Source organism: Nocardiopsis camelliae (assembly GCF_028993595.1).
Classification (GTDB): domain Bacteria; phylum Actinomycetota; class Actinomycetes; order Streptosporangiales; family Streptosporangiaceae; genus Nocardiopsis; species Nocardiopsis dassonvillei.
This window is the reverse complement of the sequence record NZ_CP118614.1, coordinates 65,409-89,340: the sequence shown is the minus strand read 5'-3', so window position 1 is coordinate 89,340 and position 23,932 is coordinate 65,409. Positions and strand designations below refer to the sequence as shown.

Annotated in this window: 15 protein-coding genes, 1 tRNA gene, 3 rRNA genes and 1 pseudogene; 10 read left to right on the top strand and 10 right to left on the bottom strand. The window is 67.0% G+C overall.

Going from position 1 to position 23,932, the window contains the following annotated elements:
• Positions 1-5 precede the first annotated feature (5 nt).
• The 5 genes from PV789_RS00340 (at position 6) to PV789_RS00320 (ending at position 6,787) form a co-directional block, all read left to right on the top strand.
• On the top strand, positions 6-1,418 hold the full coding sequence (locus tag PV789_RS00340) for an FtsW/RodA/SpoVE family cell cycle protein (RefSeq protein WP_274975638.1): 1,413 nt from the start codon (positions 6-8) through the stop codon (positions 1,416-1,418).
• Positions 1,415-2,869, top strand: a complete 1,455-nt coding sequence (locus tag PV789_RS00335) for a peptidoglycan D,D-transpeptidase FtsI family protein (protein ID WP_274975637.1) — start codon at positions 1,415-1,417, stop codon at positions 2,867-2,869. The genes PV789_RS00340 and PV789_RS00335 overlap by 4 nt, the downstream gene beginning before the upstream one ends.
• On the top strand, positions 2,869-4,371 hold the full coding sequence (locus PV789_RS00330; RefSeq protein ID WP_274975636.1) for a serine/threonine-protein kinase: 1,503 nt from the start codon (positions 2,869-2,871) through the stop codon (positions 4,369-4,371). Before PV789_RS00335 ends, PV789_RS00330 begins: the two co-directional genes overlap by 1 nt.
• Before the next feature lie 78 nt (positions 4,372-4,449).
• Positions 4,450-6,288 (top strand): Stk1 family PASTA domain-containing Ser/Thr kinase, encoded by a 1,839-nt coding sequence (gene pknB, locus PV789_RS00325; RefSeq protein ID WP_274975635.1) that lies wholly within the window; start codon positions 4,450-4,452, stop codon positions 6,286-6,288.
• Positions 6,289-6,532: 244 nt separating this feature from the next.
• Positions 6,533-6,787, top strand: coding sequence for a cell division protein CrgA (locus PV789_RS00320; RefSeq protein WP_013156232.1), 255 nt, complete (start codon positions 6,533-6,535; stop codon positions 6,785-6,787).
• Positions 6,788-7,098: 311 nt separating this feature from the next.
• Here PV789_RS00320 and PV789_RS00315 read toward each other — a convergent pair whose 3' ends face one another.
• Complete coding sequence (locus tag PV789_RS00315) at positions 7,099-8,019, bottom strand: rhomboid family intramembrane serine protease (protein ID WP_274975634.1); 921 nt, start codon at positions 8,017-8,019, stop codon at positions 7,099-7,101.
• A gap of 37 nt (positions 8,020-8,056) precedes the next feature.
• Positions 8,057-8,581 (bottom strand): peptidylprolyl isomerase, encoded by a 525-nt coding sequence (locus PV789_RS00310; protein ID WP_274975633.1) that lies wholly within the window; start codon positions 8,579-8,581, stop codon positions 8,057-8,059.
• Positions 8,582-8,988: 407 nt separating this feature from the next.
• Between PV789_RS00310 and PV789_RS00305 the strand changes: the two genes are divergently transcribed.
• Entirely contained in the window at positions 8,989-9,621 is a 633-nt protein-coding gene (locus tag PV789_RS00305) for a hypothetical protein (protein ID WP_274975632.1), read from the top strand.
• 250 nt (positions 9,622-9,871) lie between these two features.
• On the opposite strand, the gene PV789_RS00300 is transcribed toward PV789_RS00305, so the two are convergent.
• From PV789_RS00300 to PV789_RS00280, 5 genes and pseudogenes are all read right to left on the bottom strand, one after another.
• On the bottom strand, positions 9,872-10,513 hold the full coding sequence (locus PV789_RS00300; RefSeq protein ID WP_274975631.1) for a DUF1707 and DUF4870 domain-containing protein: 642 nt from the start codon (positions 10,511-10,513) through the stop codon (positions 9,872-9,874).
• Positions 10,514-10,863: 350 nt separating this feature from the next.
• Positions 10,864-11,184, bottom strand: a pseudogene (locus tag PV789_RS00295) (WhiB family transcriptional regulator); the annotation flags it as partial.
• Positions 11,185-12,087: 903 nt separating this feature from the next.
• Positions 12,088-12,160: transfer RNA gene (locus PV789_RS00290), tRNA-Ala, on the bottom strand.
• Positions 12,161-12,419: 259 nt separating this feature from the next.
• Positions 12,420-12,542: a DLW-39 family protein gene (locus PV789_RS00285; RefSeq protein ID WP_014912962.1), complete on the bottom strand. Its 123-nt coding sequence runs from the start codon at positions 12,540-12,542 to the stop codon at positions 12,420-12,422.
• A gap of 183 nt (positions 12,543-12,725) precedes the next feature.
• On the bottom strand, positions 12,726-13,583 hold the full coding sequence (locus PV789_RS00280; protein ID WP_302475379.1) for a helix-turn-helix domain-containing protein: 858 nt from the start codon (positions 13,581-13,583) through the stop codon (positions 12,726-12,728).
• A 782-nt stretch (positions 13,584-14,365) separates the two neighbouring features.
• On the opposite strand from PV789_RS00280, the gene PV789_RS00275 reads away from it, so the two are divergent.
• Positions 14,366-14,674 carry a hypothetical protein gene (locus PV789_RS00275; protein ID WP_047869472.1) on the top strand — a complete coding sequence of 103 codons (309 nt, stop codon included), beginning with the start codon at positions 14,366-14,368 and terminating at the stop codon, positions 14,672-14,674.
• A gap of 1,011 nt (positions 14,675-15,685) precedes the next feature.
• Here PV789_RS00275 and rrf read toward each other — a convergent pair.
• The 3 genes from rrf to PV789_RS00260 all read right to left on the bottom strand — a co-directional run bounded on the left by rrf (position 15,686) and on the right by PV789_RS00260 (position 20,878).
• Positions 15,686-15,801 (bottom strand): 5S ribosomal RNA (gene rrf, locus PV789_RS00270).
• A 104-nt stretch (positions 15,802-15,905) separates the two neighbouring features.
• Positions 15,906-19,003, bottom strand: a 23S ribosomal RNA gene (locus PV789_RS00265).
• A 342-nt stretch (positions 19,004-19,345) separates the two neighbouring features.
• Positions 19,346-20,878: ribosomal RNA gene (locus PV789_RS00260) — 16S ribosomal RNA — on the bottom strand.
• Together the 16S, 23S and 5S rRNA genes form the textbook arrangement of a ribosomal RNA operon.
• Before the next feature lie 947 nt (positions 20,879-21,825).
• Between PV789_RS00260 and PV789_RS00255 the strand changes: the two genes are divergently transcribed.
• The 3 genes from PV789_RS00255 (at position 21,826) to PV789_RS00245 (ending at position 23,718) form a co-directional block, all read left to right on the top strand.
• Positions 21,826-22,446 carry a DUF6230 family protein gene (locus PV789_RS00255; RefSeq protein WP_274975629.1) on the top strand — a complete coding sequence of 207 codons (621 nt, stop codon included), beginning with the start codon at positions 21,826-21,828 and terminating at the stop codon, positions 22,444-22,446.
• Positions 22,437-22,883: a DUF6114 domain-containing protein gene (locus PV789_RS00250; RefSeq protein WP_302475378.1), complete on the top strand. Its 447-nt coding sequence runs from the start codon at positions 22,437-22,439 to the stop codon at positions 22,881-22,883. Before PV789_RS00255 ends, PV789_RS00250 begins: the two co-directional genes overlap by 10 nt.
• A gap of 163 nt (positions 22,884-23,046) precedes the next feature.
• Entirely contained in the window at positions 23,047-23,718 is a 672-nt protein-coding gene (locus PV789_RS00245; protein WP_274975628.1) for a hypothetical protein, read from the top strand.
• The last annotated feature ends 214 nt before the right edge of the window (positions 23,719-23,932 follow it).

Genomic DNA, 23,932 nt, shown 5'->3' with positions numbered 1-23,932 from the left:
CCCGCGTGAGTAAGGCTTCCGAACCCGAGGCGCCCACCGCGCTGCCGCCCGTCAAGAGGCGCAACGCCGAACTGGTCCTCATCCTCTTCGCCATCGTCATCACCATGGCGGGCATCGCGATCGCGGGCGTCAACCTCAACGGCCGGGTCCCCGGCGCGATGTGGACGGTGGGCCTGACCTTCGCGGCCCTGTCCGCCGCCGCGCACGTGGCGATGCGCTTCGTGGCGCCCTACGCCGACCCGCTGATCCTGCCCTGCACGCTGTTCCTCAACGGGATCGGCGTGGCGATGATCTGGCGGATCCAGGCCGGTGAGGCCGAGGACATCGAGCGCGCCGGGGCCGGTTCGCAGGTGATGTGGACGGCGATCGGCCTGGTCCTGTGCTTCCTCATCATCATCTTCCTCAAGGACCCCCGCGTCCTCCAGCGCTACACCTACGTCAGCGGCCTGGTCGCGATCATCCTGCTCGCCCTGCCGATCGTTCCCGGCCTGGGCCAGGAGGTGTACGGCGCGCGGCTGTGGATCACCCTCGGCCCGTTGGGCACCATGCAGCCCTCGGAGTTCGCCAAGATCGCCCTGGTGATCTTCCTGGCGTCCTATCTGATGAGCAAACGCCAGGTCCTGCAGATCGTCGGCAAGCCGATCAAGGTCGGCCGCTTCACCCTCATCGAACTGCCCCGGGCGCGCGACCTGGCGCCGATCCTGGTCGGCTGGGTGCTGGCCATCGGCATGCTGGTGCTCCTGCGCGACCTGGGCACCTCGCTGCTGCTCTTCGGCACGTTCCTGGCGATGCTGTACGTGGCCACCCAGCGCTCTTCGTGGGTGACCATCGGCCTGGTCCTGTTCGCGGGCGGGGCGTTCGCGGCCTACCTGCTCTTCTGGCACGTCCAGGCCCGCGTCAACATCTGGCTCAACGCCTTCGACCAGGAGGTGTACGAGGCGGTCGGCGGTAGCCAGCAGCTGGTGGAGGGGCTGGTGGGCATGGCCTACGGCGGCCTCTTCGGCACCGGCCTCGGCGCGGGGGCCCTGTACGACACCTTCGCCGCCGACAGCGACCTCATCCTCGCCACGATCGGCGAGGAGCTGGGCCTGACCGGCCTGCTCGCCATCCTCATGGTGCTCGGCCTGTTGGTGGAGCGCGGCATGCGCATGGCGCTCGCGGCCACCGGTGCGTTCAACAAGCTGCTGGCCAGCGGTGTCGCCTTCCTTCTCGCCTACCAGGTCTTCATCGTCCTGGGCGGCCTGACCCGGGTGATCCCGCTGACCGGCTCGACCACGCCCTTCATGGCGGCGGGCGGTTCCGCGCTGCTGGCGAACTGGATCATGATGGGGATCCTGCTCCGCATCAGTGACAACGCCAGGCGCCCGGCACCGCAGGCCATCCAGGACGAGGGCGCGACACAGGTGATCCAACGATGAACACACCGATCCGCAGACTCAGCATCTTCGCCTTCCTGCTGATCCTGATCCTGATGGCCAACGTCACCTGGCTCCAGGGCTTCCAGGCGCAGGCGATCAAGGACGACCCGCTCAACCGGCGCCAGTTCACCGAACGGCTCAGCGAGGCCCGCGGCCCCATCCTGGTCGCGGACGACAACGTGGCCTACTCGGAGAACATCGCCGACGAGGGCCAGTCCCCCGAGTACCAGCGCATGTACCAGGGCGGCGGCCTGTACACGCCGATCGTCGGCTCCTTCCGCACCTACGGCGCCTCGGGCATCGAGCTCACCGAGAACCCGCTGCTCGACGGCAGCGACGACCGGCTGGCGGTGCGCAACTTCCGCGACATCATCACCGGCCGCGAGCCCGAGGGCGCACAGGTCCAGCTCACCCTGGACCCGGAGGTGCAGCAGGCGGGCTACGAGGCCTTCCAGGGCCTGGGTGACAAGAACGGCGCGGCCGTGGCGCTCGACCCCAGCACGGGGGCGATCCTGGGCGCGGTGTCCTACCCGTCCTACGACGCCAACGAGGTCGTCAGCATCTCCGACATCAACGCGGCCGTGACCAACTACACGGAGCTGGAGGCCGACCCGCGCAAGCCGCTGCTCAACCGGGCCCTCCACGAGTTCTACCCGCCGGGTTCGACGTTCAAGGTGGTGACCGCCGCGGCGGCCATGGAGCACCTGGGCGCCACCCCGGAGACCACCCAGGAGGCGCCCGACGTGCTGGAGCTGGGCGGCACGCTGCCCAACGCCACGCCAGGCGGGACCTGCAACGGCGGCCAGCCCGACACCCTGGCGCACTCGATCCAGATCTCCTGCAACACCTCGATGGCCAACTGGGCGATCGAGATGGGCGGCGAGGCCCTGTCGGAGCAGGCCACCGCGTTCGGGTTCAACCGCGAGGAGGAGCTGACGGTCCCGCTGCCGGTGATCCCGAGCAGCGCCCCGGTGGAGACCGACCGCAACATCCTGGGCCGCGCCGGCATCGGCCAGTCCAACGTGCAGGCGACCCCGCTCCAGATGGCGATGGTCGCCGCGGGTGTGGCCAACTCGGGTGAGGTCATGAAGCCCTACGCGGTGGACACCGTGCGCGACTCGGACCTGTCCGTGGTCACCCAGACCAGCCCGGAGAGCTACTCGCAGGCGGTCAGCGCCAGCACGGCCGAGGACCTCACCGAGATGATGACCGCGGTCACCGGCCCGGGCGGCTCGGGTACCAACGCGGCCATCTCCGGTATGGAGGTCGCGGGCAAGACCGGTACCGCCGAGACCGGCGAAGGAAACCCCACCCACAACTGGTTCATCGGCTTCGCCCCGGCTGACGACCCGCAGGTCGCGGTCGCGGTCGTGGTCGAGTTCGGCGGCGGCAGCGGCAACGAGCTGGCCGCGCCGATCGCCCGGCAGATGATGGAGGCAGTGGTTCAGTAGTGAGCGCCTACGAACCGTCTTCCCAGAACGGTCCCGGTGACCTCACCGGGACCGTTCTGAGCGACCGCTACCGCCTGGAGGAGCAGGTGGGCTCCGGTGGCATGGGCACGGTCTGGAAGGCCACCGACACCCTGCTCAACCGGCCCGTGGCGGTCAAGCTGCTGCACCCCTCCCAGATGGCCGAGCCGACGGCCAGGGAGCGGTTCCGCACCGAGGGCCGGATCACCGCCGGCCTCTCCCACCCCGGGATCGCCCAGGTCTACGACTACGGCGAGGAGAACGGCCGCGCCTTCCTGATCATGGAACTCGTGGTCGGTGAGCCGCTCTCCCAGGTCCTGCGAGAGCAGGGCCACCTCAGCGCGGACCAGACCCTGGACTTCGTGTACCAGGCGGCCAAGGCCCTGGCCGCCGCGCACGCGCGCGGCGTGGTGCACCGCGACATCAAGCCGGGCAACCTGCTGGTCACCCCGGACGGCCAGCTCAAGCTGACCGACTTCGGTATCGCCCGCGGCGACATGTCGGTCACCCTCACCCAGACCGGCATGGTCATGGGGACCGCCCAGTACATCTCCCCCGAGCAGGCCTCGGGCAGGCCCGCGACCTCCTCCTCGGACCTGTACGCCCTCGGCGTGGTGGCCTACGAGTGCCTGGCCGGAACACCGCCGTTCACCGGCGACACCCCGGTGGCGCTCGCTCTGGCGCACACCCGCGAGGAGCCGCCGGAGCTGCCCGAGGACGTGCCCGACAACGTCGACCACCTGGTCTCCTCCCTTCTGCTGAAGGAGCCCGAGGAGCGGCCCGCGTCGGCCAGCGAGGTCGCGCACACGGCCGCGGTGATCCGCTCCAACGCCGGAACCGGTCCGCCCACGCCCTCCACCGGGTTCCAGGGCATGGCGCAGACCGCCGTGGTGGGAGCGGTGACCGGGCCCGGCTCGGGCGCGATGACGTACCGGACCGGGGGTCAGCCGACCGCCGTCACCGGTCAGGAGGACGCGTCGGCTAGGCTGGCCGGGGCACCGGAGCGGCGCCGCCGCGTCAGCGTGCCCGTGATCCTCGCGGCCGCGGCCGCGGCGATCATCATCGCGGCCGCGGTGGTGGCCGGATTCCTGTCCAACGGGAGGTCCGAGGTGGGCAACATGCGCGACACCGTCGACCCTCCCGCGGCGTCCCCCTCCTCCTCCCCGGAGGAGACCGAGGAGCCCGTGGAGTCCGCCCCGGCGGACGTCCCCGCGGCTCCGGAGGGCGACACCGGCTGGAACACGCAGCCGCAGGATCCGGTTGAGAGCCCGTCCCCCTCCCCGGAGGAGGACGACGAGGAGAGCGACGCTCCCGAGGACGGCGAGGACGACGACTCCGAGGGCGGCCAGAGCCCTCCGCCCGGCAACGGCACCCCGGGACCGCCAGGGGGCGAGGAGACTCCCCCGGCCAACGGCGACGGTGGCGGTAACGGCGATGACAACGGCGGCGGAAACGGCGGCGGAGAAGAAGTAGGCACCACCTAGAGACCGTGAGCGAGAGACGTTCAGGGTAGGCGGCGGCCCGCGGGCGGCCTCCGGAAGACACGAGGATCACTACACGACATGTCCCAGCCCCGGCTCCTCGGCGGACGCTACGAGCTCGACACCATCGTCGGGCGCGGCGGCATGGCCGAGGTCTACCGCGCACGCGACCTGCGTCTCGACCGGCTCGTCGCCATCAAGACCCTCCGACACGACATGGCCCGGGACCACATCTTCCAGGCCAGGTTCAGACGGGAGGCGCAGTCCGCCGCCTCCCTGAACCACCCGGCCATCATCGCGGTGTACGACACCGGCGAGGACATGATCGACGGGGTGTCCATCCCCTACATCGTCATGGAGTACGTGGACGGGCGGACCCTGAAGGAGCTGCTGGACGACGACCGGCGCCTCCTGCCGGAGCGCTCGGCGGAGCTGGTCGACGGCATCCTCAAGGCGCTGGAGTACAGCCACGACAACGGGATCGTCCACCGCGACATCAAGCCCGCGAACGTGATGCTGACCCGCAACGCCGACGTCAAGGTGATGGACTTCGGCATCGCCCGGTCCATGGACGACAACCAGGCGACGATGACGCAGGCCTCGCAGGTCATCGGCACCGCCCAGTACCTGTCCCCGGAGCAGGCGCGCGGTGAGCGGGTGGACCCGCGCAGCGACATCTACTCCACCGGCTGCGTGCTCTACGAGCTGCTCACGGGCCATCCGCCGTTCACGGGTGACTCGCCCGTCTCGATCGCCTACCAGCACGTGCGCGAGGAGCCGGTCCCGCCGAGCGAGATCGATCCCCAGATCCCCCACTGGCTGGAGGACGTCACCCTCCGGGCGATGACCAAGAACCGCGAGGAGCGGTACCAGAACGCGGCCGAGATGCGCGCCGACATCCAGCGCGGCCTGGCGGGGATGCCCACCCAGGCGGGCACCATGGCCATGGCCGCCGCCGGCGCCACGACGGCGATGCCGCCCGCACCCGCCGAGCGGTACGACGACTACGACGATTACGACGACTACGACGACCGCTACGACGACCGCGGGAAGGACGGCCGCGGCAAGACCGCGCTGTGGGTCCTGCTGGGCGTCGGCGTGATCGCCTCCCTGATCCTGGTGTTCGTGCTGATGAACCTCGGGGGAGGGGATCCCGAGACGCAGACGGCCGCGGTACCGGACGTGGCGGGGTCCACCGTCGCGGAGGCCCAGTCCTCCCTCAGCGAGGCGGGCTTCGAGAGCGTCACCCAGGAACAGCAGGCGAGTCAGGACGTCGAGGAGGGCCAGGTCATCGAGACCGACCCGCCCGCCGGCGACGAGGTCCCGGTGGACGAGGAGATCGTCCTGTACGTCTCCAGCGGCCCGGACGCCCTGGAGATCCCGTCCGTGCAGGGCCAGTCCGAGTCCGACGCGACAGGCACCCTGAACGACGCGGGCTTCGAGAACGTCACCTCTGAGCAGAGGGCGGACGACAGCGTGCCCGAGGGCCAGGCGATCGGCACCGACCCGGCCGCCGGGGAGTCGGTCGCACCGGACACCGACATCACGCTGCTGATCTCCTCGGGCCCCAACCAGGTGCAGGTGCCCGACCTGGTCGGCATGACCCGCGACGGCGCGGAGTCGGCGCTGGCGCAGAGGGACCTGAGCGCCTCCTTCTCCGAGGAGCCGAGCGGGGAGGGCCCGGTCGGCACGGTCATCCGGCAGGACCCGGGGGCGGGGCAGAACGTGGCTCCCGGAAGCACGGTGAACGTCGTGCTCGCCACCGAACCGGCCACGCAGGGGCCGCCGGACGGCGACGACGGCGGCGAGTCCCCTCCGGGTGAGGGCGGGGAGACCCCTCCCGACGGTGAGGACGGGGGCCAGACCCCGCCCGGCGGCGACGACGGCGGCTTCGAGTTCCCGTCCATGCGCAGGGACTGAGCGGGCCGGACGTGACGGCGGGCCGTTCCGTGCGACAGCACGGGGCGGCCCGCCGTCGTGTGCGGGGCCCGTCCGGGCGGAGGGACAGCCGCCGTGGACGGGACCCCCAAGGCTGTACCGGGGCGAACCGGCGCCTCCGGAACCTGACCGGATCCGGTACCCTCCCGCCGGTGACGGGGGCTCCCCCCGGGGCGTAGACTGTGTTCTCGTTCAGGAACCCGCCCCACGTACTGGAGCAGCGACCGTGCCCAAGTCCCGCAGCGATCGCAAGAAGAAGGCCGTCTACACGCCGCCTCCTTCGAAGGAGAAGCCCAAGGTCAGTCCGCGCTGGCTGGCACCGGCGATGCTCGGCTTCTTCACGCTGGGCATCCTGTGGATCGCCGTCTACTACATCGCGGGCAGCCAGATCCCCTACATGCAGGACTGGCAGAACTGGAACCTGCTGATCGGCTTCAGCGGCATCATCGTGGCCGTCATCCTGTCCACACGCTGGCACTGACCCCCGGCCGGGCGGTCGGATCGCCCGGCGACGACGGCGGCCCCTCCCTCCGGGTGCTCTCCACTGGCATGTCCGCACTCGGGTGAACAGCAGCGACACGGGTTTTCCACAGAGTTATCCACAGGCTGTGGGTAGCTCTCTTCGTCGTGCCCGAGCACAGGGGGCCGGAGGCCGCGCGGGGATGTCCGCGGACGTGGGAACCGGCAGGAGTCGTCGCGCGGCCCCTCGTCCGGGACGGCGCGGGGTGTCCGCGGACGTCGGGGCCCGGAGGAAGCCTCCTCCGGGCCCCGACCTCTCCGACCTCTCCGACCTCAGCGGAGGATGATCAGCGGCGCCGTGACCACCAGGGCCACGAGCAGGGCGGCGAACGCCGCCGCCAGCAGGACGTGCGTGACCGTACGGGCCCGGTTCCCGGCGGACTTTCCGGGCAGGTAGGCGAACACCGCGCCGAGCACGAGCCCGGCGACCAGACCGCCGATGTGCGCGGTCCACGAGATGTTGGGGACCACGAAGGTCAGCACGAGGTTGACCGCCAGCAGGACGCCGATCATGCGCAGGTCCAGGCGCAGCCGCCTGCCGATGACGAGCACCGCCCCGAACAGGGCGAAGATCGCTCCGGAGGCGCCGACGGAGAACTGGTTGGGCTCCGCCAGGAGGCTGAGCACCGATCCCGCGAGCGCGCCGAGCACCCACAGGGTCAGGAAGCGGACGTGCCCCAGCCAGCGCTCCAGCTGCGTGCCCAGCAGGTACATGGCGTACCCGTTGAACAACAGGTGGAAGACGCTGCCGTGCAGGAACGCGGCCGTGAGGAGCCGGTACCACTCGCCCGGGACCACCCCGAGCAGGGTTCCGTCCTCGACCCGGCCGACGCCGAGCATGGCGAACTCCCAGACCAGCGGTGAGGCGCCCGCCTGCCCGATCGGGGTGGACGTACCCAGCTGGGTGAGGAACCCGGCCACCATCATGCCGAGGATCGTCCAGGTGACGTACGGCTTGGCGACGGCCCTGCCTCCGAAGGCGGTCCTGGCCCGGCGCACCCCGCGGTTCCCCTCCGAGACGCACCCGGGGCACTGGAAGCCCACGGACGCCTCGACCATGCAGTCCGGGCAGATCGGCCGCTCGCACCTGCTGCAGCTGACCCCCGTCTCCCTGTCGGGGTGGCGGTAGCAGGTGCGCGGGGCCGGGCGCTCCGGCTCCGGAGCCGCTCCGGACGGCGGTGGGGATGCGGTCATGGACGTGTTCCTCCTCGGAGCCGGGGCGCCGTCACAGCTATCGGGTGATCTCGACGCTGTTGATCACCACGTCCTCCTTGGGGCGGTCCTGGGAGTCGGTGGCGACCTTGGAGATCGCGGTGACCACGTCGTCCCCCTCGACGACCTCACCGAAGATGGTGTGGCGGCCGTCGAGCCAGTACGGCTTGTCCACGGTGACGAAGAACTGCGAACCGTTGGTGCCGGGGCCCGCGTTGGCCATGGCCAGCAGGAACGGGCGGTCGAAGCGCAGGTTCGGGTGGATCTCGTCACCGAACTTGTAGCCCGGGCCGCCGCGACCGGTGCCGAGCGGGTCACCGCCCTGGATCATGAAACCGTCGATGACGCGGTGGAAGATAGTGCCCTCGTAGAGGCTGCTGTCGGAGGGCTTGCCCGTGGTGGGGTCCACCCACTGCTTCGAGCCCTCGGCCAGGCCGATGAAGTTGGCGACCGTCTCCGGCGCCTCCTTCTCGAACAGCCTGATGACGATGGTTCCCTTGGAGGTGTTCAGCCGCGCGGTGGGCTGAGCCTTGGAGTCGGACACCTACGTGCCTTTCGGTCGACTTCGTTTACGTGCTCACGTTACCCGTCCGTCCCCCGGGCTCGTCCTGGATCCGCCGCGGTTGCGCGGCGTCCGGGCAGCTCGCCCCTCCTCCGCCCGCGGCGCCTGGGACTTCGTCCGCCTCGGAACGGACCCCTCCCTCACCCCGGGCGTCCGTTCGGTCCCGGAGGGTTGTGACTCCTCCTCCCGGGCCCTCCGTTCGCGGCGGGCGGACAGGAGAAAAACCCTCGGCCGGTGTCGAAACGAAGATCACACCCGGAGAGGACGTATGTTGAGATAACACCCGGGTAACGGGTAAGGACGACGGAGGAACCATCCGTGCGGCGTCGAGGGTCGGCCGTACCGGGTGGAGACCGCAGAACCGGTGAACGACCGAAGGAGCTGACGACGTGCCTATCTCTTCCAAGCGACTCAAGGCACGCAAGAAGGAGACTGAGGCGAGCTTGGCTCGCCTGCAGGGCATGGCCCGGGAGAAAGCCCGGGAACAGGCCGAACGGCTGGGACCGTACGCCGACCAGGCACGCGACCAGGCCGCTCTGAAGCTCCTCCAGGCGCGCGGCTGGACCGCACCCCGGCTGGAGAACGCCGCGCTGCGCGTGGAGGACACCGTGGCACCGCGGGTCGCCGAGGTGCTCACCGCGGCCGCCCACCGCGTGGACCCGAACCCGGGTCGTCGCGGGCTCATGCTGCTCCGGCGGGGCAACCGCCGGATCCCCCGGGGAGTCCTGATCGGCGGCGCCGCCGTGGTCGGCGGCATCGTGGTGTACTCGCTGGTCCGCATGCGCCAGGCGGCCCAGGACGCCGAGTGGCAGGAGCACCTGGACCAGGCGCGCGACCAGGTCCGCGAGACGCGGGAGAACCTGGAGGAGCGGGCCTCGGCGACGGCGGACAAGGCCGCGGAGGCCGCGGAGGAGACCGCCAAGGCGGCCAAGACCGCGAAGAACAAGACCAAGGAGACCGTTCGCACCGCCGCGGGCGAGAACCGGGCCAAGGAGAACGGCAAGCCCGGACACCAGGGCTGATCGCGGGAGCGACGAGAGACGGACAGCCGTGCCGTGCGGGGGAGACCCCGACCCCGGACTGGCTACCCTCCCTCCGCCGGGACGGATCCTTCCGTCCCGGCTTCGTCGTGTCGGGGGGCGTGTCCGCAGGCGGGGTGCGCGTGGACCGACGAGCCCGGCCCCCGGGCGTCCGCGCGGCCCCGCAGGACGCGGCTCCGGGGCGCTCGGAGGCTGTTCCCCGACGCGCCCCGTCCCGCCTCCGACCTGGCCCTCAGGAGTCCTTGAGGACTCGCACGGTGAAGGGGTAGCGCCAGTTGTTGCCCAAGAGGCTGGAGATGCCGGCGATGGCCGGGAGGATCACCCAGCCCAGGGCGACCGCCAGCGTCACCAGCAGCGGCGCGACGAGCCAGAACAGGGCCAGGCTCGTGAGTCCGGCGATGACGCAGAAGAGCTGGAAGTTGAGCGACTCCATGGCCTGGCGCCGCACGTAGGGCGAGATCCTGTCGCTCACGAGGAGGAGCAGCAGGGGGGCGATGACCGGGAGGAAGTAGTTCCCCGCGTGCCCGACCGCGGCCACGACCCGGTCGGCCGGGGTGCTCGGCAGGGGCTCACGCGAGTCCGCCCTCTGGCGGCCGCCCTGACCGGTGAACCGGCCGAAGGGGCCGGGGGCCGCCTGGGGCGTCCCCGCCGGGGTGACGCCCAGGTCCTCGGTGAGGGGGGCCAGGTCGGCCCCGAACTTGGCCCGCATGGCCCTGTCGGTGCGCTCGTCGAGTTCCTCCTCGTCGAGCTGGCCGCGGCCGAAGGCCTCCTGGAGAACCGTGATCGCGGCGTCGCGTTCGGCGTCGGTGAGGCGGATCTGCGGCCTGGCCTGCGGTTCCCAGGGGCGCCTCGCCGGATACTGAGGGTCCTGCACAGCCACTCCCACTCCCAACGGCGACGGGAGTACGGCACGGATCGGCCGTACTCCCCTCATGATGCGCCATAGGAACGGCTACGGCTATCGGGGCCGTCCCTGATCCTCCCCTGATCCGGTCCTCCCCCTTTCGGTGGAGGCCGCATCGACTTTCGTCTGTCGGGTCCCCGGCTGTCGGGCCGCCGGGCCGCCACGGCCCGGTGCCCCGGGCCGCCGGGGCTCCCCTCCCCGGGAGCCCGTCGTCACCTGGCGGCGACGGCGGAGGGGATCCGGGTCGGGACCGGCGCGACGGCCCTGGCCGGGCCCGCGGCCTTGACCGGGTCCGGGGCGGGGGAGGAGGCCGGGGCCGGGGCCTCGACCGGGGTCGAAGGGGTCGGGGGCTCCTGCTCGGCCTGCTCCCGCTCGTACTGGCGCTCGGCGCTGGTGAGCAGCTCGTACCAGTTGGTGACGTCCTTGCGCCGGCGCAGCAGGGCGCGGCGCTCGCGTTCGGTCATGCCTCCCCAGACACCGAACTCGATACGGCTGTCCAACGCCTCCGCCAGGCATTGTGTCCGGACCGGACAGCCCCGGCAGATCAGTTTGGCGCGGTTCTGCGCAGCGCCCTGCACGAACAGCGCGTCCGGGTCGATCTCGCGGCATTTGGCACGGGCCGCCATCTTCTCATTCCACATGTTGCCCCACTCCCAAGATCAGCATGTGTGGTGATCGGAATCCGCCGGCTGGCGCGACCGCCGGCGGGTGAGGAGAAGCGGGCCGATCCGAGGACGGTGTTACGAGGCCGGGCGGGGGCCGCCAGGCTCGCCTTCGGGGGTCGATCGTTTCGGCGCGCTGTCTTCCTCGTTGTCGCTGGTGTCGAAACTACGGTTCGTCCCAGTTCACCAACAGACCCCAAGAGGCCTATTTCTCATATGGCCCAGTAGGACCATTGCACTAAGGGGAAGTGTCATCATACACACACGCAGAGTAACTGCATATGGTAGAGGCGAGCCCGATGCGCGAAGACGTGAAGGCACCTCCCCGGCTTTCCATTACACGGGTGATGACCTGCGGATTCATAGTGCTGACGCGGTGGGACCGGGTACCCGGACGCGACCGGGCGAAGTGGACTCTGCGTCATCCATGTCATCCGAACGGGCTATACGGACCCCTCGGTCGTACGTACCGTGCGACCACACCCGCCCCCCATTTCCCACCTTGGCGGACGAACCGGAACTACCGATTAGTAACAAAATCAGTTGCGTGGACTTCGGTGGCGGAAGGGCCTTTGCGGATCAGCGCGAAACGCCCATTCCGCTTTTTCGTGATGTATCTTCCGAGAGCCGCGCCGCCCGCGCGGAAGGGCCGGAAGGTCCTCCGTCGGGAGCACGACGCGGACCCGGCCGTGTCCGCGGGCGCCGCGCCGCGTGGGCACCCGCGGTTCCCCGGAGCACGGGGGAAGGGAGATCCCGGGGGCCTTCGGCGACGACGGGCTCCGCCGCCACACAGCCCGCGTCCGGCCCGGCCGCCCGCAACGGAAAACGGGGACCCCCCGCAGGGAGTCCCCGTCACAACGCCTGTTCCGCGCTTTTCCTGGGTGGAGCCAAGGGGAGTCGAACCCCTGACCTCCGGTATGCAAAACCGGCGCTCTGCCAGCTGAGCTATGGCCCCATGAACCCGGGCGCGAGCCCTGGTCACTCTGGAGAGCATACCTTCATCGGAGGGCGGTCCCGCTCACCCGGCCGGGATCCCGCACGCGGAGCCACGGTTCGCAGCTCGGGAGCAGCACAAAGCCGTGGGTCGCACCTCGGGATCATCGGCCCACCCACGTCTTCGTGTCACTCACGAGCGGGCCGGGACGGCTCACGCCGGTCCCCGGTTCGCCCTGTGGAAGCCCCATGGCCGCTCGGGCGGCCAGGAGGTCCGTCGGTCAGCTCTCGCTGGCCGCCGTGGCCTCGGTCCACAGGTCGAGCTCGGCGCGGTCCGCCTGGATCTTGCGGTAGACGGCGAAAGCCCCGAGGGCCACCAGCGCCAGAACGATGATCTTCTTCACTGTCTGGACCCTTTCGTTAATCCGGTGCGTCAACGCGGGCTCCCGTCCGGGACGGGGGCTCCGCAGAGAACTTTATGAGGTTGTCACCAAGCAGACTAGCAAGCCGTCGGGAGCGGTCCCCGCCACAGTGGACCGATTTCCACCAACTTCTGCGCCCGATACGTGAGGAGCGCACGCGGGACCTCAGGTCAGCAGTGCCATCCGGCGCAGGATACCCAGGCTGGCCTGCGGAGGAGCAGCGATCCGGGTGAGTTCGGACCACACCCGCTTGCAAGCCGCGACCGACTCCTCCGCCTCCACGATGGAGCCGCCCTGGGTGGCCTCGACATAGACCAGGGCCGCCTCGTCCTCGTCGAACTCCAGGACGGAGAAGGGCCCGGCGACGCCGGGGTGCGGGCCCGCCGAGGTCGGCAGGAGCTGGACCGTCACCCGATCGGAGCCCGTGGCCAGCTCCACGATGCGGCTGGTCTGCGCGCGCAGCAGTTCGCGGTTCCCGGACACCCGCTGGAGGGCGTCCTCCTCGACGATGGCGTGGTAGCGGACGAGGCTGCCGGAGGAGCCGAGGTCGGGGCCGCCGTGGTCCAGGACCTCCTGGCGCTTGAGGTAGGCGGCCACCATGCGTTCGACGGTGCGCTCGCCGTGGCCCAGGGCCCGCGCCACCGCCGCGGTGTAGTCGGGCACCTGGAGGAGGTCGGGGACGAGTATGCCCGCGTAGGACTGCACGGAGACGGCGCCCGCCTCGTTGCCCACGTACGCGGAGGACAGGACGTCCTCGTACTCGGTCCACCAGGGACGCAGGCGCGACTCCCGGACGAGGGTCAGGATGGCCTCCCGCTGCCCTCCCGTGACGCCGTACAGGCGCAGGAGGGCGGAGATCTCCATGACCGACGGCCACTTGCGGATACCGGTCTCGATGTGGCCGAGCTTGGCCGGGGACCACTCCAGCTCGTCCGCGACATCGCTGAGGGTCATACCCGCCCGTACGCGGTGGCGGCGGAGTTCGGCGGACAGCCGTCGACGACGGACCGTGGGACTGGCCATAACGATGATCCCATGACGCAGAGTGGCGGAGGTGTACCACCAGCGAAACACGCCGCCTAGCATCTAGCAATGAGTTTCTAGAAAACAGCTGCCGATTCGATGCATTACGGAGGGCGGAAACCCGGGCGATGGAACGGCAAACCCGCCTTTCGTCATGAGGGCGGGGACCGGGGGAGCCCCGGCGGGGAACGGGGGGAGAGTGGAGCGGGGTCGGAGGCGGACGAGGTCCCGGTGGGTGTGACAGGGGGGCGGAGCTGCGGAGGGAAACGGAACGGCGAGTGGCGGCGAAGGCCTGGGCGGAACAGGAGTGGGGGCGAGGGCGAGTGGCGGCAAGGACGTGGAAGGCCGAAGGAGGAGGATGGAAGGTTTTTCTCTAGGCCCTTGAGAAACAGGAGCAACGGGAACAACAGGGGTAACAATAATAACAAGCGCACCAGGCCAGTGCACCAGGAATCACATCGGCCGCCGGGTTCTGGGACCTTCGCGAAATCCGGGTTCCCAGAACACGACCGAAACTCCGGGGAAGGTCGTGGCCTTCGGTACGCCCCGGCTCTGTCGGCCTGTTTCGGGACCGCGATGCGGCGGACCCGGTGTCCTCGGCGGAGCGCTGAACGGTGAACTGAGAGCCGCGGTGCCCCAGAGACGCGGTGATCGAAGAGCTGGCAGGGGCGCCTGCATACTCCTGTCCTGTATGTCTCACCTTGATGCCAGCGTGGAGAAACCGCGTACGATGCTTGAGGTGCCTGCTTCGGCGGGCGTAACCGTACACATAGAGGAAACCCATGAGCTACCCCATTGACGACGCCGAGCAGCTGATCGCGAACGCGGAGGCGGAGATGCCGCCGAGCACCCGCTCCCGTCTCATCGCGAAACTCCGGATGGGGAAGCACATCGACGAGGCCGCGGCCGAACTCGACGTCAGCCCGGCCCAGGTCTTCTCGACCGGCCGTATCCTCACGGCCTTCGGCGACCAGCTCGACTTCACGCTCACCGAGCAGCGTGACCCCTCCCTGCCGCACGGGACCGTCACCGGGTACAACAAGCGGTGCCGGTGCCCCGAGTGCCGGGGAGCTCTCCAGCAGCGCGTCTGAGGCGCTGTCGAGGGGTACTCGGAGGCGCCACCGGCGACGGAGGGCAGCGGCGGAAGCGAACACCTGACCGGCGGGAGTCCGGAACGTCTGACCACGGGGGCTCGAACGGCGTGCCGAACAGCCGACCGTTCCCGCGCCGCGTCCTGGTGTCCCGTACGTCTGGGCGCATCGCCGGGGGAGAGGTCGGGGACAGGTTTCGGTTTCTTTCGGCCGGGGGCGTGGGTGTGATCCGGTAGGCCCTCCAGTGGATCCGGCAGGCCCTCCAGGCTTCCGAGGACCAAGCCGACCACCTGCGCTAACGGCTCGTTAACCCAGACTTCCCGAACCAATACGGCGAACACAGGCTTATCAGTCCCGGGTTGGGGAAAATCGCAGACCATGAACGAGTACGTGGACTGGTCGGCGATGAGCGAAGAAGACTTCTTTGCGCTGCTGCGGCAGCTCATCGACATTCCGGAAGCCGACGAGGACTAACCAGAGGCAGTCCCCCGACGCGGGTCCCCCACCCCTTCCCCCCAGGCGCACGACGAGGCCGCTGTGACCGCGGTGCTCAGCGTGCGCCGCGAAGGGGCCTCCGTGACTCGCGCCTCCGTGTTGCGCTCCCCTGCGTGCCTGTCGTCGAGCCGGGCGAGGAGGACGAGCCGCCCAGCGGTCGTCCGTGCAGCGGTGAGAGTCCTTTCCTCACCTGGGCGACGCAGTAGGCGGAGGCCTGCCATGTCCCGCCTCCCGGGTACGGCGTCAGCCCGCGCGCTTCCATTGAGGGCCTGGTGCGGGTTGTCCACAGCACGCAACAGGCCCTGGCCTCGCCCGACCCGCATCCGGTTGACTGGAAACAAGGGGGCCCACCCAGGCACCCACACCCCCGCACACCCACCCCAACGTTCACAAACGCACAAACCCCCACACAAAAAAAAAGGGGCGGACCCGCCCTAACAGGCACCCCACCCCCACACAAAAAAAGAGAGGCAGGGCCACCCCTAACAGGCAACCCCACCCCTCCTTCAAGAAAAACCGTGGCAGCGACCTACTCTCCCACCCCACCACAGGGCAGTACCATCAGCGCAAAGAGACTTAACGACCGGGTTCGGAAAGAGACCGGGTGTGACCCTCCAGCAATAACCACCACGGAAACCACACACCACCCACCCAACTCCACCCACCCCCACAGGGCAGGGAATCACAGTGAGCAGTAAACTCCGTGAAAAGTGTGCGCGAACATCCAATTATCTGCAGCGGACAAGCCCTCGGCCTATTAGTACCGGTCAGCTCCACCCCTCACAAGGCTTCCACACCCGGCCTATCAACCCCATCGTCTATAGGGAGCCTTACCCCCTCAAGGAGGCAGGAGACCTCATCTCGAAGCAAGCTTCCCGCTTAGATGCTTTCAGCGGTTATCCCTCCCGAACGTAGCCAACCAGCCATGCCCTTGGCAGGACAACTGGCACACCAGAGGTTCGTCCGTCCCGGTCCTCTCGTACTAGGGACAGCCCTTCTCAAGTCTCCAACGCGCACAGCGGATAGGGACCGAACTGTCTCACGACGTTCTAAACCCAGCTCGCGTGCCGCTTTAATGGGCGAACAGCCCAACCCTTGGGACCAACTCCAGCCCCAGGATGCGACGAGCCGACATCGAGGTGCCAAACCATCCCGTCGATATGGACTCTTGGGGAAGATCAGCCTGTTATCCCCGGGGTACCTTTTAGCCGTTGAGCGACACCGCTTCCACACGCCGGTGCCGGATCACTAGTCCCAGCTTTCGCTCCTGCTCGACACGTCCGTCTCACAGTCAAGCTCCCTTGTGCACTTACACTCAACACCTGATTACCAACCAGGCTGAGGGAACCTTTGGGCGCCTCCGTTACTCTTTGGGAGGCAACCGCCCCAGTTAAACTACCCACCAGACACTGTCCCCGAACCGGATCACGGTCCAAAGTTAGATGCCCGAAACAGTCAGAGTGGTATTTCACCAACGCCTCCACCGCCACTAGCGTGACAGCTTCACCGGCTCCCACCTATCCTACACAAACCATCCCAAACACCAATGTCAAGCTATAGTGAAGGTCCCGGGGTCTTTCCGTCCTGCTGCGCGAAACGAGCATCTTTACTCGTAGTGCAATTTCACCGGGCCCATGGTTGAGACAGTGGGGAAGTCGTTACGCCATTCGTGCAGGTCGGAACTTACCCGACAAGGAATTTCGCTACCTTAGGATGGTTATAGTTACCACCGCCGTTTACTGGCGCTTAGATTCCCAGCTTCGCAGGGGCGAACCCCCACTAACCAGTCCTCTTAACGTTCCAGCACCGGGCAGGCGTCAGTCCGTATACAGCGTCTTACGACTTCGCACGGACCTGTGTTTTTAATAAACAGTCGCTTCCCCCCGCTATCTGCGACCCCACCCAGCTCAGGATGCAAGATCCGTCACCAGACAGGGCTCCCCTTCTCCCAAAGTTACGGGGACAATTTGCCGAGTTCCTTAACCATGGTTCACCCGAACGCCTCGGTATTCTCTACCTGACCACCTGCGTCGGTTTAGGGTACTGGCCACACACGAACTCGCTAGAGGCTTTTCTCGACAGCATGGGATCACTCACTTCACCAAAAACGGCTCGGCATCACGTCTCAGCTCACATGAGAGGCGGATTTGCCAACCTCTCAGCCTACACGCTTACCCCCGGACAACCACCGCCGGGTAGAGCTACCCTCCTGCGTCACCCCATCACTTACCTACTACAAGCTCGGTTCCCAGACCAGTAAGTCAAAGCTCCCCGAAGGGACCCAAGACCACCAGCGTGGTTAGCATCACCTGATTCAGTACTGGACGCTCGTGCACGGGTACGGGAATATCAACCCGTTATCCATCGACTACGCCTGTCGGCCTCGCCTTAGGTCCAGACTCACCCTGGGCGGATTAACCTGCCCCAGGAACCCTTAGTCAATCGGCGGCAACGTTTCTCACGTTGCTTTCGCTACTCATGCCTGCATTCTCACTCGCACGCCCTCCACCACACGATCACTCGGCAGCTTCACCGGACGCACGACGCTCCCCTACCAACCCAAGAAACTAGTCTTGAGCTTCACAGCTTCGGCGGTGTGCTTTAGCCCCGCTACATTATCGGCGCAGAACCACTTGACCAGTGAGCTATTACGCACTCTTTAAAGGATGGCTGCTTCTAAGCCAACCTCCTGGTTGTCTCAGCAACTCCACAACCTTTCCCACTTAGCACACGCTTAGGGGCCTTAGCTGATGATCTGGGCTGTTTCCCTCTCGACTACGAAGCTTATCCCCCGCAGTCTCACTGCCACGCTTCACTTAACCGGCATTCGGAGTTTGTCTGACGTCAGTAACCTTGTCGGGCCCATCAGCCAAACAGTAGCTCTACCTCCAGCAAGAAACACGCGACGCTGCACCTAAATGCATTTCGGGGAGAACCAGCTATCACGGAGTTTGATTGGCCTTTCACCCCTACCCACACCTCATCCCCCAGGTTTTCAACCCTGGTGGGTTCGGGCCTCCACGAGGTCTTACCCCCGCTTCACCCTGGACATGGGTAGATCACTCCGCTTCGGGTCCACAGCATGCGACTCAAATCGCCCTATTCAGACTCGGTTTCCCTACGGCTACCCCACCCGGGTTAACCTCGCCACACACCATGACTCGCAGGCTCATTCTTCAAAAGGCACGCCATCACCAAACACGAAGTTCAGCTCTGACGGCTTGACAGCACACGGTTTCAGGTACTATTTCACGACCCCTCACCGGGGCACTTTTCACCTTTCCCTCACGGTACTAGTGCACTATCGGTCACCAGGACGTATTTTGGCTTAGCAGGTGGTCCTGCCAGATTCACACGGACTTTCACGGGCTCCGCGCTACTCGGGAATACATCCAACACCTAGGTTCTTCCTACACCTACGGGACTCTCACCCACTCCGGTACCGCTTCCCAACGGCTTCAGCTACAAGAACCACTCAGCGCTCCAGGTCGGCAGACCCAGACAGACGCATCCCACAACCCCGCAAACGCAACGACTGCCGTCTATCACACGCCTACGGTTTAGCCTCTTCCCCGTTCGCTCACCACTACTAGGAGAATCACTGTTGTTTACTCTTCCTACGGGTACTGAGATGTTTCACTTCCCCGCGTCACCACCAACCACCCTATACATTCAGATGGCGGCAACCCGACACAACTCGGGCTAGGTTTCCCCATTCGGACACCCACGGATCACAGCTCGGTTGACAGCTCCCCGTGGCCTATCGCGGCCTCCCACGTCCTTCATCGGCGCCTGGTGCCAAGGCATCCACCGTGTGCCACTATCACTTGGCCACTACAGATAATAAGATGCTCGCGCACACTATTCACAAATCAAAACACCAACCGCATACCCCAACACCACTCACATCCTCAGCCACAACGGCAAGGAACCGAGAGTTCTCAGAGGCGGTCCGCGGGAACCAACACCCGACCAGGCCCAAAGGCCACCAGCCGGAGGTTGTTTCCTCAGACACCCAACAGCGCGCCCCCGGACGCTTCTAGTCGCCCGAGGTCAAGTTCGATTCATCTTCAGCCACTCCCGAACAGCCCACACCCGAAGATGTGTCATGCTGCCGGGTCCACTTTCGAGTCCGGCCGGCTGTAGAAGTAATGCCGGCCTGTAAAGACTCCTTAGAAAGGAGGTGATCCAGCCGCACCTTCCGGTACGGCTACCTTGTTACGACTTCGTCCCAATCGCCAGCCCCACCTTCACTCACTCCCTCCCACAAGGGGTTAGGCCGCAAGTTTCGGGTGTTGCCGACTTTCATGACGTGACGGGCGGTGTGTACAAGGCCCGGGAACGTATTCACCGCGGCGTTGCTGATCCGCGATTACTAGCGACTCCACCTTCATGGGGTCGAGTTGCAGACCCCAATCCGAACTGAGACCGGCTTTTAGGGATTCGCTCCACCTTACGGTATCGCACGCCCATTGTACCGGCCATTGTAGCATGTTTGCAGCCCAAGACATAAGGGGCATGATGACTTGACGTCATCCCCACCTTCCTCCGAGTTGACCCCGGCAGTCTCCCATGAGTCCCCACCATTACGTGCTGGCAACATGGAACAAGGGTTGCGCTCGTTGCGGGACTTAACCCAACATCTCACGACACGAGCTGACGACAGCCATGCACCACCTGTCACCCGCCAACTAAATGACCTCACATCTCTGCGAGTCCACGGGTGATGTCAAACCTTGGTAAGGTTCTTCGCGTTGCGTCGAATTAAGCAACATGCTCCGCCGCTTGTGCGGGCCCCCGTCAATTCCTTTGAGTTTTAGCCTTGCGGCCGTACTCCCCAGGCGGGGCGCTTAATGCGTTAGCTACGGCGCGGAAACCGTGGAAAGTCCCCACACCTAGCGCCCAACGTTTACGGCATGGACTACCAGGGTATCTAATCCTGTTCGCTCCCCATGCTTTCGCTCCTCAGCGTCAGGTAAGGCCCAGAGACCCGCCTTCGCCACCGGTGTTCCTCCTGATATCTGCGCATTTCACCGCTACACCAGGAATTCCAGTCTCCCCTACCTACCTCTAGCATGCCCGTATCCACTGCAGAACCGGAGTTAAGCCCCGGTCTTTCACAGCAGACGCGACACGCCGCCTACGAGCTCTTTACGCCCAATAATTCCGGACAACGCTCGGACCCTACGTATTACCGCGGCTGCTGGCACGTAGTTAGCCGGTCCTTATTCCCCACCTACCGTCAACCCGAAGAGAACTTCGAGCCTGCGTTGGTGGTAAAAGAGGTTTACAACCCGAAGGCCGTCATCCCCCACGCGGCGTCGCTGCGTCAGGCTTTCGCCCATTGCGCAATATTCCCCACTGCTGCCTCCCGCAGGAGTCTGGGCCGTGTCTCAGTCCCAGTGTGGCCGGTCGCCCTCTCAGGCCGGCTACCCGTAATCGCCTTGGTAGGCCGTTACCCCACCAACAAGCTGATAGGCCGCGAGCCCATCCCTGACCGAAAAACTTTCCACCCTCCACCATGAGGTGGCGGGTCGTATCCGGTATTAGACGGCGTTTCCACCGCTTATCCCGGAGTCAGGGGCAGGTTGCTCACGTGTTACTCACCCGTTCGCCGCTCGTGTACCCCGAAGGGCCTTACCGCTCGACTTGCATGTGTTAAGCACGCCGCCAGCGTTCGTCCTGAGCCAGGATCAAACTCTCCATAAAGGTCACTCAACCCGACCCGGCCGTGAGGCCTGGGCGGGTAAACCTAGAAGTAATCCTGACCAACCGGGTTACCCCGGCTAATCAAAGGAACCTCCGCACACGAACCGGAATGGTTCTGTGTGACGGGGCCAAAACAAACATGGCTTAAAGAAAATCAAACACGCGCTGTTGAGTTCTCAAGAAACAACCGCTCTTCGTGTACAAGCTGCTGTGAGCTTTTCCGCCGAAGGCGTTGTGCGTTTCCGCTTTGTTGTGTCTTTACTTTATCAGGTGTTCCGCGCCCCGCCAAATCGGCGGTTTGTGGTGTTTCTGATCGGGGTAAAGCCCGTTTCCTGTTTCGCTTCCGTGTTTCCTTGGAAGCGCCTCCCGAAGCCTAGCCGATGAAGAGCAGTGCTCGAACCGGTTCGGTTGAGAGGAGGAGGGGTGTCGCCGGACCCGGTCCGGTTCCGAGTCGGCCCGAAGGCCGCTCGCCGTCCCGTGGCGACTCGGAGAACACTACCCCCCTCGTGAACACCGAGCAAACCGCAGCCCACGTGTCGCCGCTCACACATCGACTCACGCGCGCACCCGGGCACGGACACGGGAGCGGCCGCCGACGACTCACCCGGTTGAGAAGACGGGCGCGGAAGAACGCTCACCGGAATGACAAAGAGCGCTCACCGTCAAATGCGGTGCCGCGCCCTCGACAAGCACATTCGCGCGTTCGCGCAGCTCAGAGCAGCCGACAACAGTGCCATACCCGTGTTTGGCGTGAAAATCGGAAAAGGCGGGAAAGTTCGGAGAACACCCTTGAAATCCTCTCGGATGCAATACATGATGTGCAGCGTTACCGGAACGGACTCTGGTCCGGCGCCCCGACAGACGGGGACGACCGCGACCAGGCCGCGTGCCGAAGGTTCGGGGGGACGGCAGGCGCAGCGCGGCCATGCACCCACGGAAGGACATGCATGGACACCACATCCCCCGACGCCCCCGAGAGCCACACCAGCTGGAAGCGCTTCGCGCTCTTCTCGATCCCGGCGGGCGTGGCCGTGGGCGGCATCCTGGTCGCCATGGCCCAGGGCGCCCTCGCCGCCTCCTTCACCGTCTCCGGTCAGGACTTCAAGATCTCCGCGGAGGAGCTGAACGGCGAGGGCTTCGTCCAGTACGGCTGGCTCGACCAGACGGTCCGTGAGGAGGCCGTGCCGGTGGCCGTCGCCGGGATCCGGGAGGCCGAGATCCAGGGGCTGTGCCAGTCGGTCCTGACCGAGTTCCCCATCGTCGGGCAGATCTCGCTCCGGTTGACCGCCGGTGACCAGGGAACCCCGGTCGTCGCGGAGAACCTGGTGATCGACATGTCGCAGATGGACGGCAACGCCTCCTTCGAGAACATCGAGATCGGCCGCGACGCGGGCACCCTCGACCAGGGCCCGGAGGGGTCTCGGGGGTTCAACGACCTGTTCGGCATGCAGTCCGACACCATCGTGATCGAGGACCTGGAGCAGACGGCCAGGGCCGCCAGCGCCGGGACCTTCCGCCTCTCCGGCCTGAGCCTGGGCATCAGCATGGGGGACGACGAGTGCTTCTGAAGCCGTCGCGGAGCGCGGGTGCGCGCTGGCGCGGATGGCGCAAGCGCCGCCCCTTCGCGGGAGGGCTCCTGATGATCCTCTCCGGCGCCGTCATGGCCTCGCTCGTCGCGATGCCGGTGGAGCTGATGATCCAGACCGGTGTCGGCGGGGTCTCCTCGCTGATGTTCGGCGGCATGCTCGCCGTTCTGGGGCTGGTCACCTGGTTCACCCCGAACCAGCACGTCATCACCGGTTCGCTGGCGGGGTTCCTCGGTCTGGGCGCGCTCATCCTGTCCAACCTGGGCGGTCTGGTGGTCGGCACCCTGCTGGCGCTGGCCGGTGGCGGGCTGGCCTTCTCCTGGCGGCCGATCGCCCGGCCGCCCCGGCGGAGGGGAAGAGGGCGGAGGCGCCGGGAAGAGGGCGCGGAGGCCCCTTCGAACCCCCGAGCCGGGGACTGAACCGGCCCCGTACCACCGGGGACACACGCGGAGAGCGTCACGGGCCCGTGTGTTCCCGGAGGCCACAGGAAAACCACGTCTACCGATTCGGCGCGTACAACCCCCCGACCCCGCCGTGCGGCGCATCCGTGTGCCGTCCGGCCGTCACACACAAGGAGTACCCATGTCGGTTCCGCGACCGATATCCCCCGCCCGCGCCCTCCTGGCGACGGTCGCGGCGGGTGTCCTGGCCCTGGCCTGGGGCGGCAGCGCCTCCGCCCAGCAGGGTCCGACCACGGTGACGCCCGCCGGAGCGGCCTTCGAGGCCGCCCTGAGCGGCAGCGCCACCTTCACCGCCGGCGGCGTCGTGGTGACCTGCGACGCGTCGTCCACCTCTCCGGGCAACGGGAACAACCTGGTTCCCGCGGCTCCCGGCAACCACAACCCCGGCGGCGCGGTCTCCTCGACCATCAACGCGCCGGGCTTCACGGACTGCTCGACCAACGTCCCCTTCGTGTCCGCGACGGTCACCGTGGCCGACCCCGTGTGGGAGATGACCATGCAGCACGGGTCGCCGACCGTCGGCACCATGGTGATCCCCGCCGGGGGCATCGTGGTGACCACGAGCGGCCTGGCCTCGTGCACCGCGACGGTCAGCCCTGACGCGCCCGCCGCCATCGGCGGCACGTGGACCAACGGTTCGCCCTCCTCGACCCTGGCCTTCGACACCGCGGCCCCGGTCGAGGTGACGGGCGGGTTCGGCTGCCCGACGAGCGCGACGGAGGCCCCCTTCGAGGCGGTCTACGAGGTGACCAACGCCGACGACCCGCCCTCGCCCATCACAGTGACCGGCTAGCTCCCACCGACCGTGGCAGCTGCCCGGGGCCGCCGCGCGGTGCGCGCGGCGGCCCCGCCGCGGTGCCCGAGGGGTTCCCGCGCGCCCGTCCTTCGTACGGGGGTGACAACCGCGCGTCGGCGGGGACTCATCCGGGGACGGAGAAACGGCGGGGGTTCCTCGCCTACGGTCGCAGTACTTCCGGGGAGTCACGCGGCGAAGGCTCCCCGGTGAG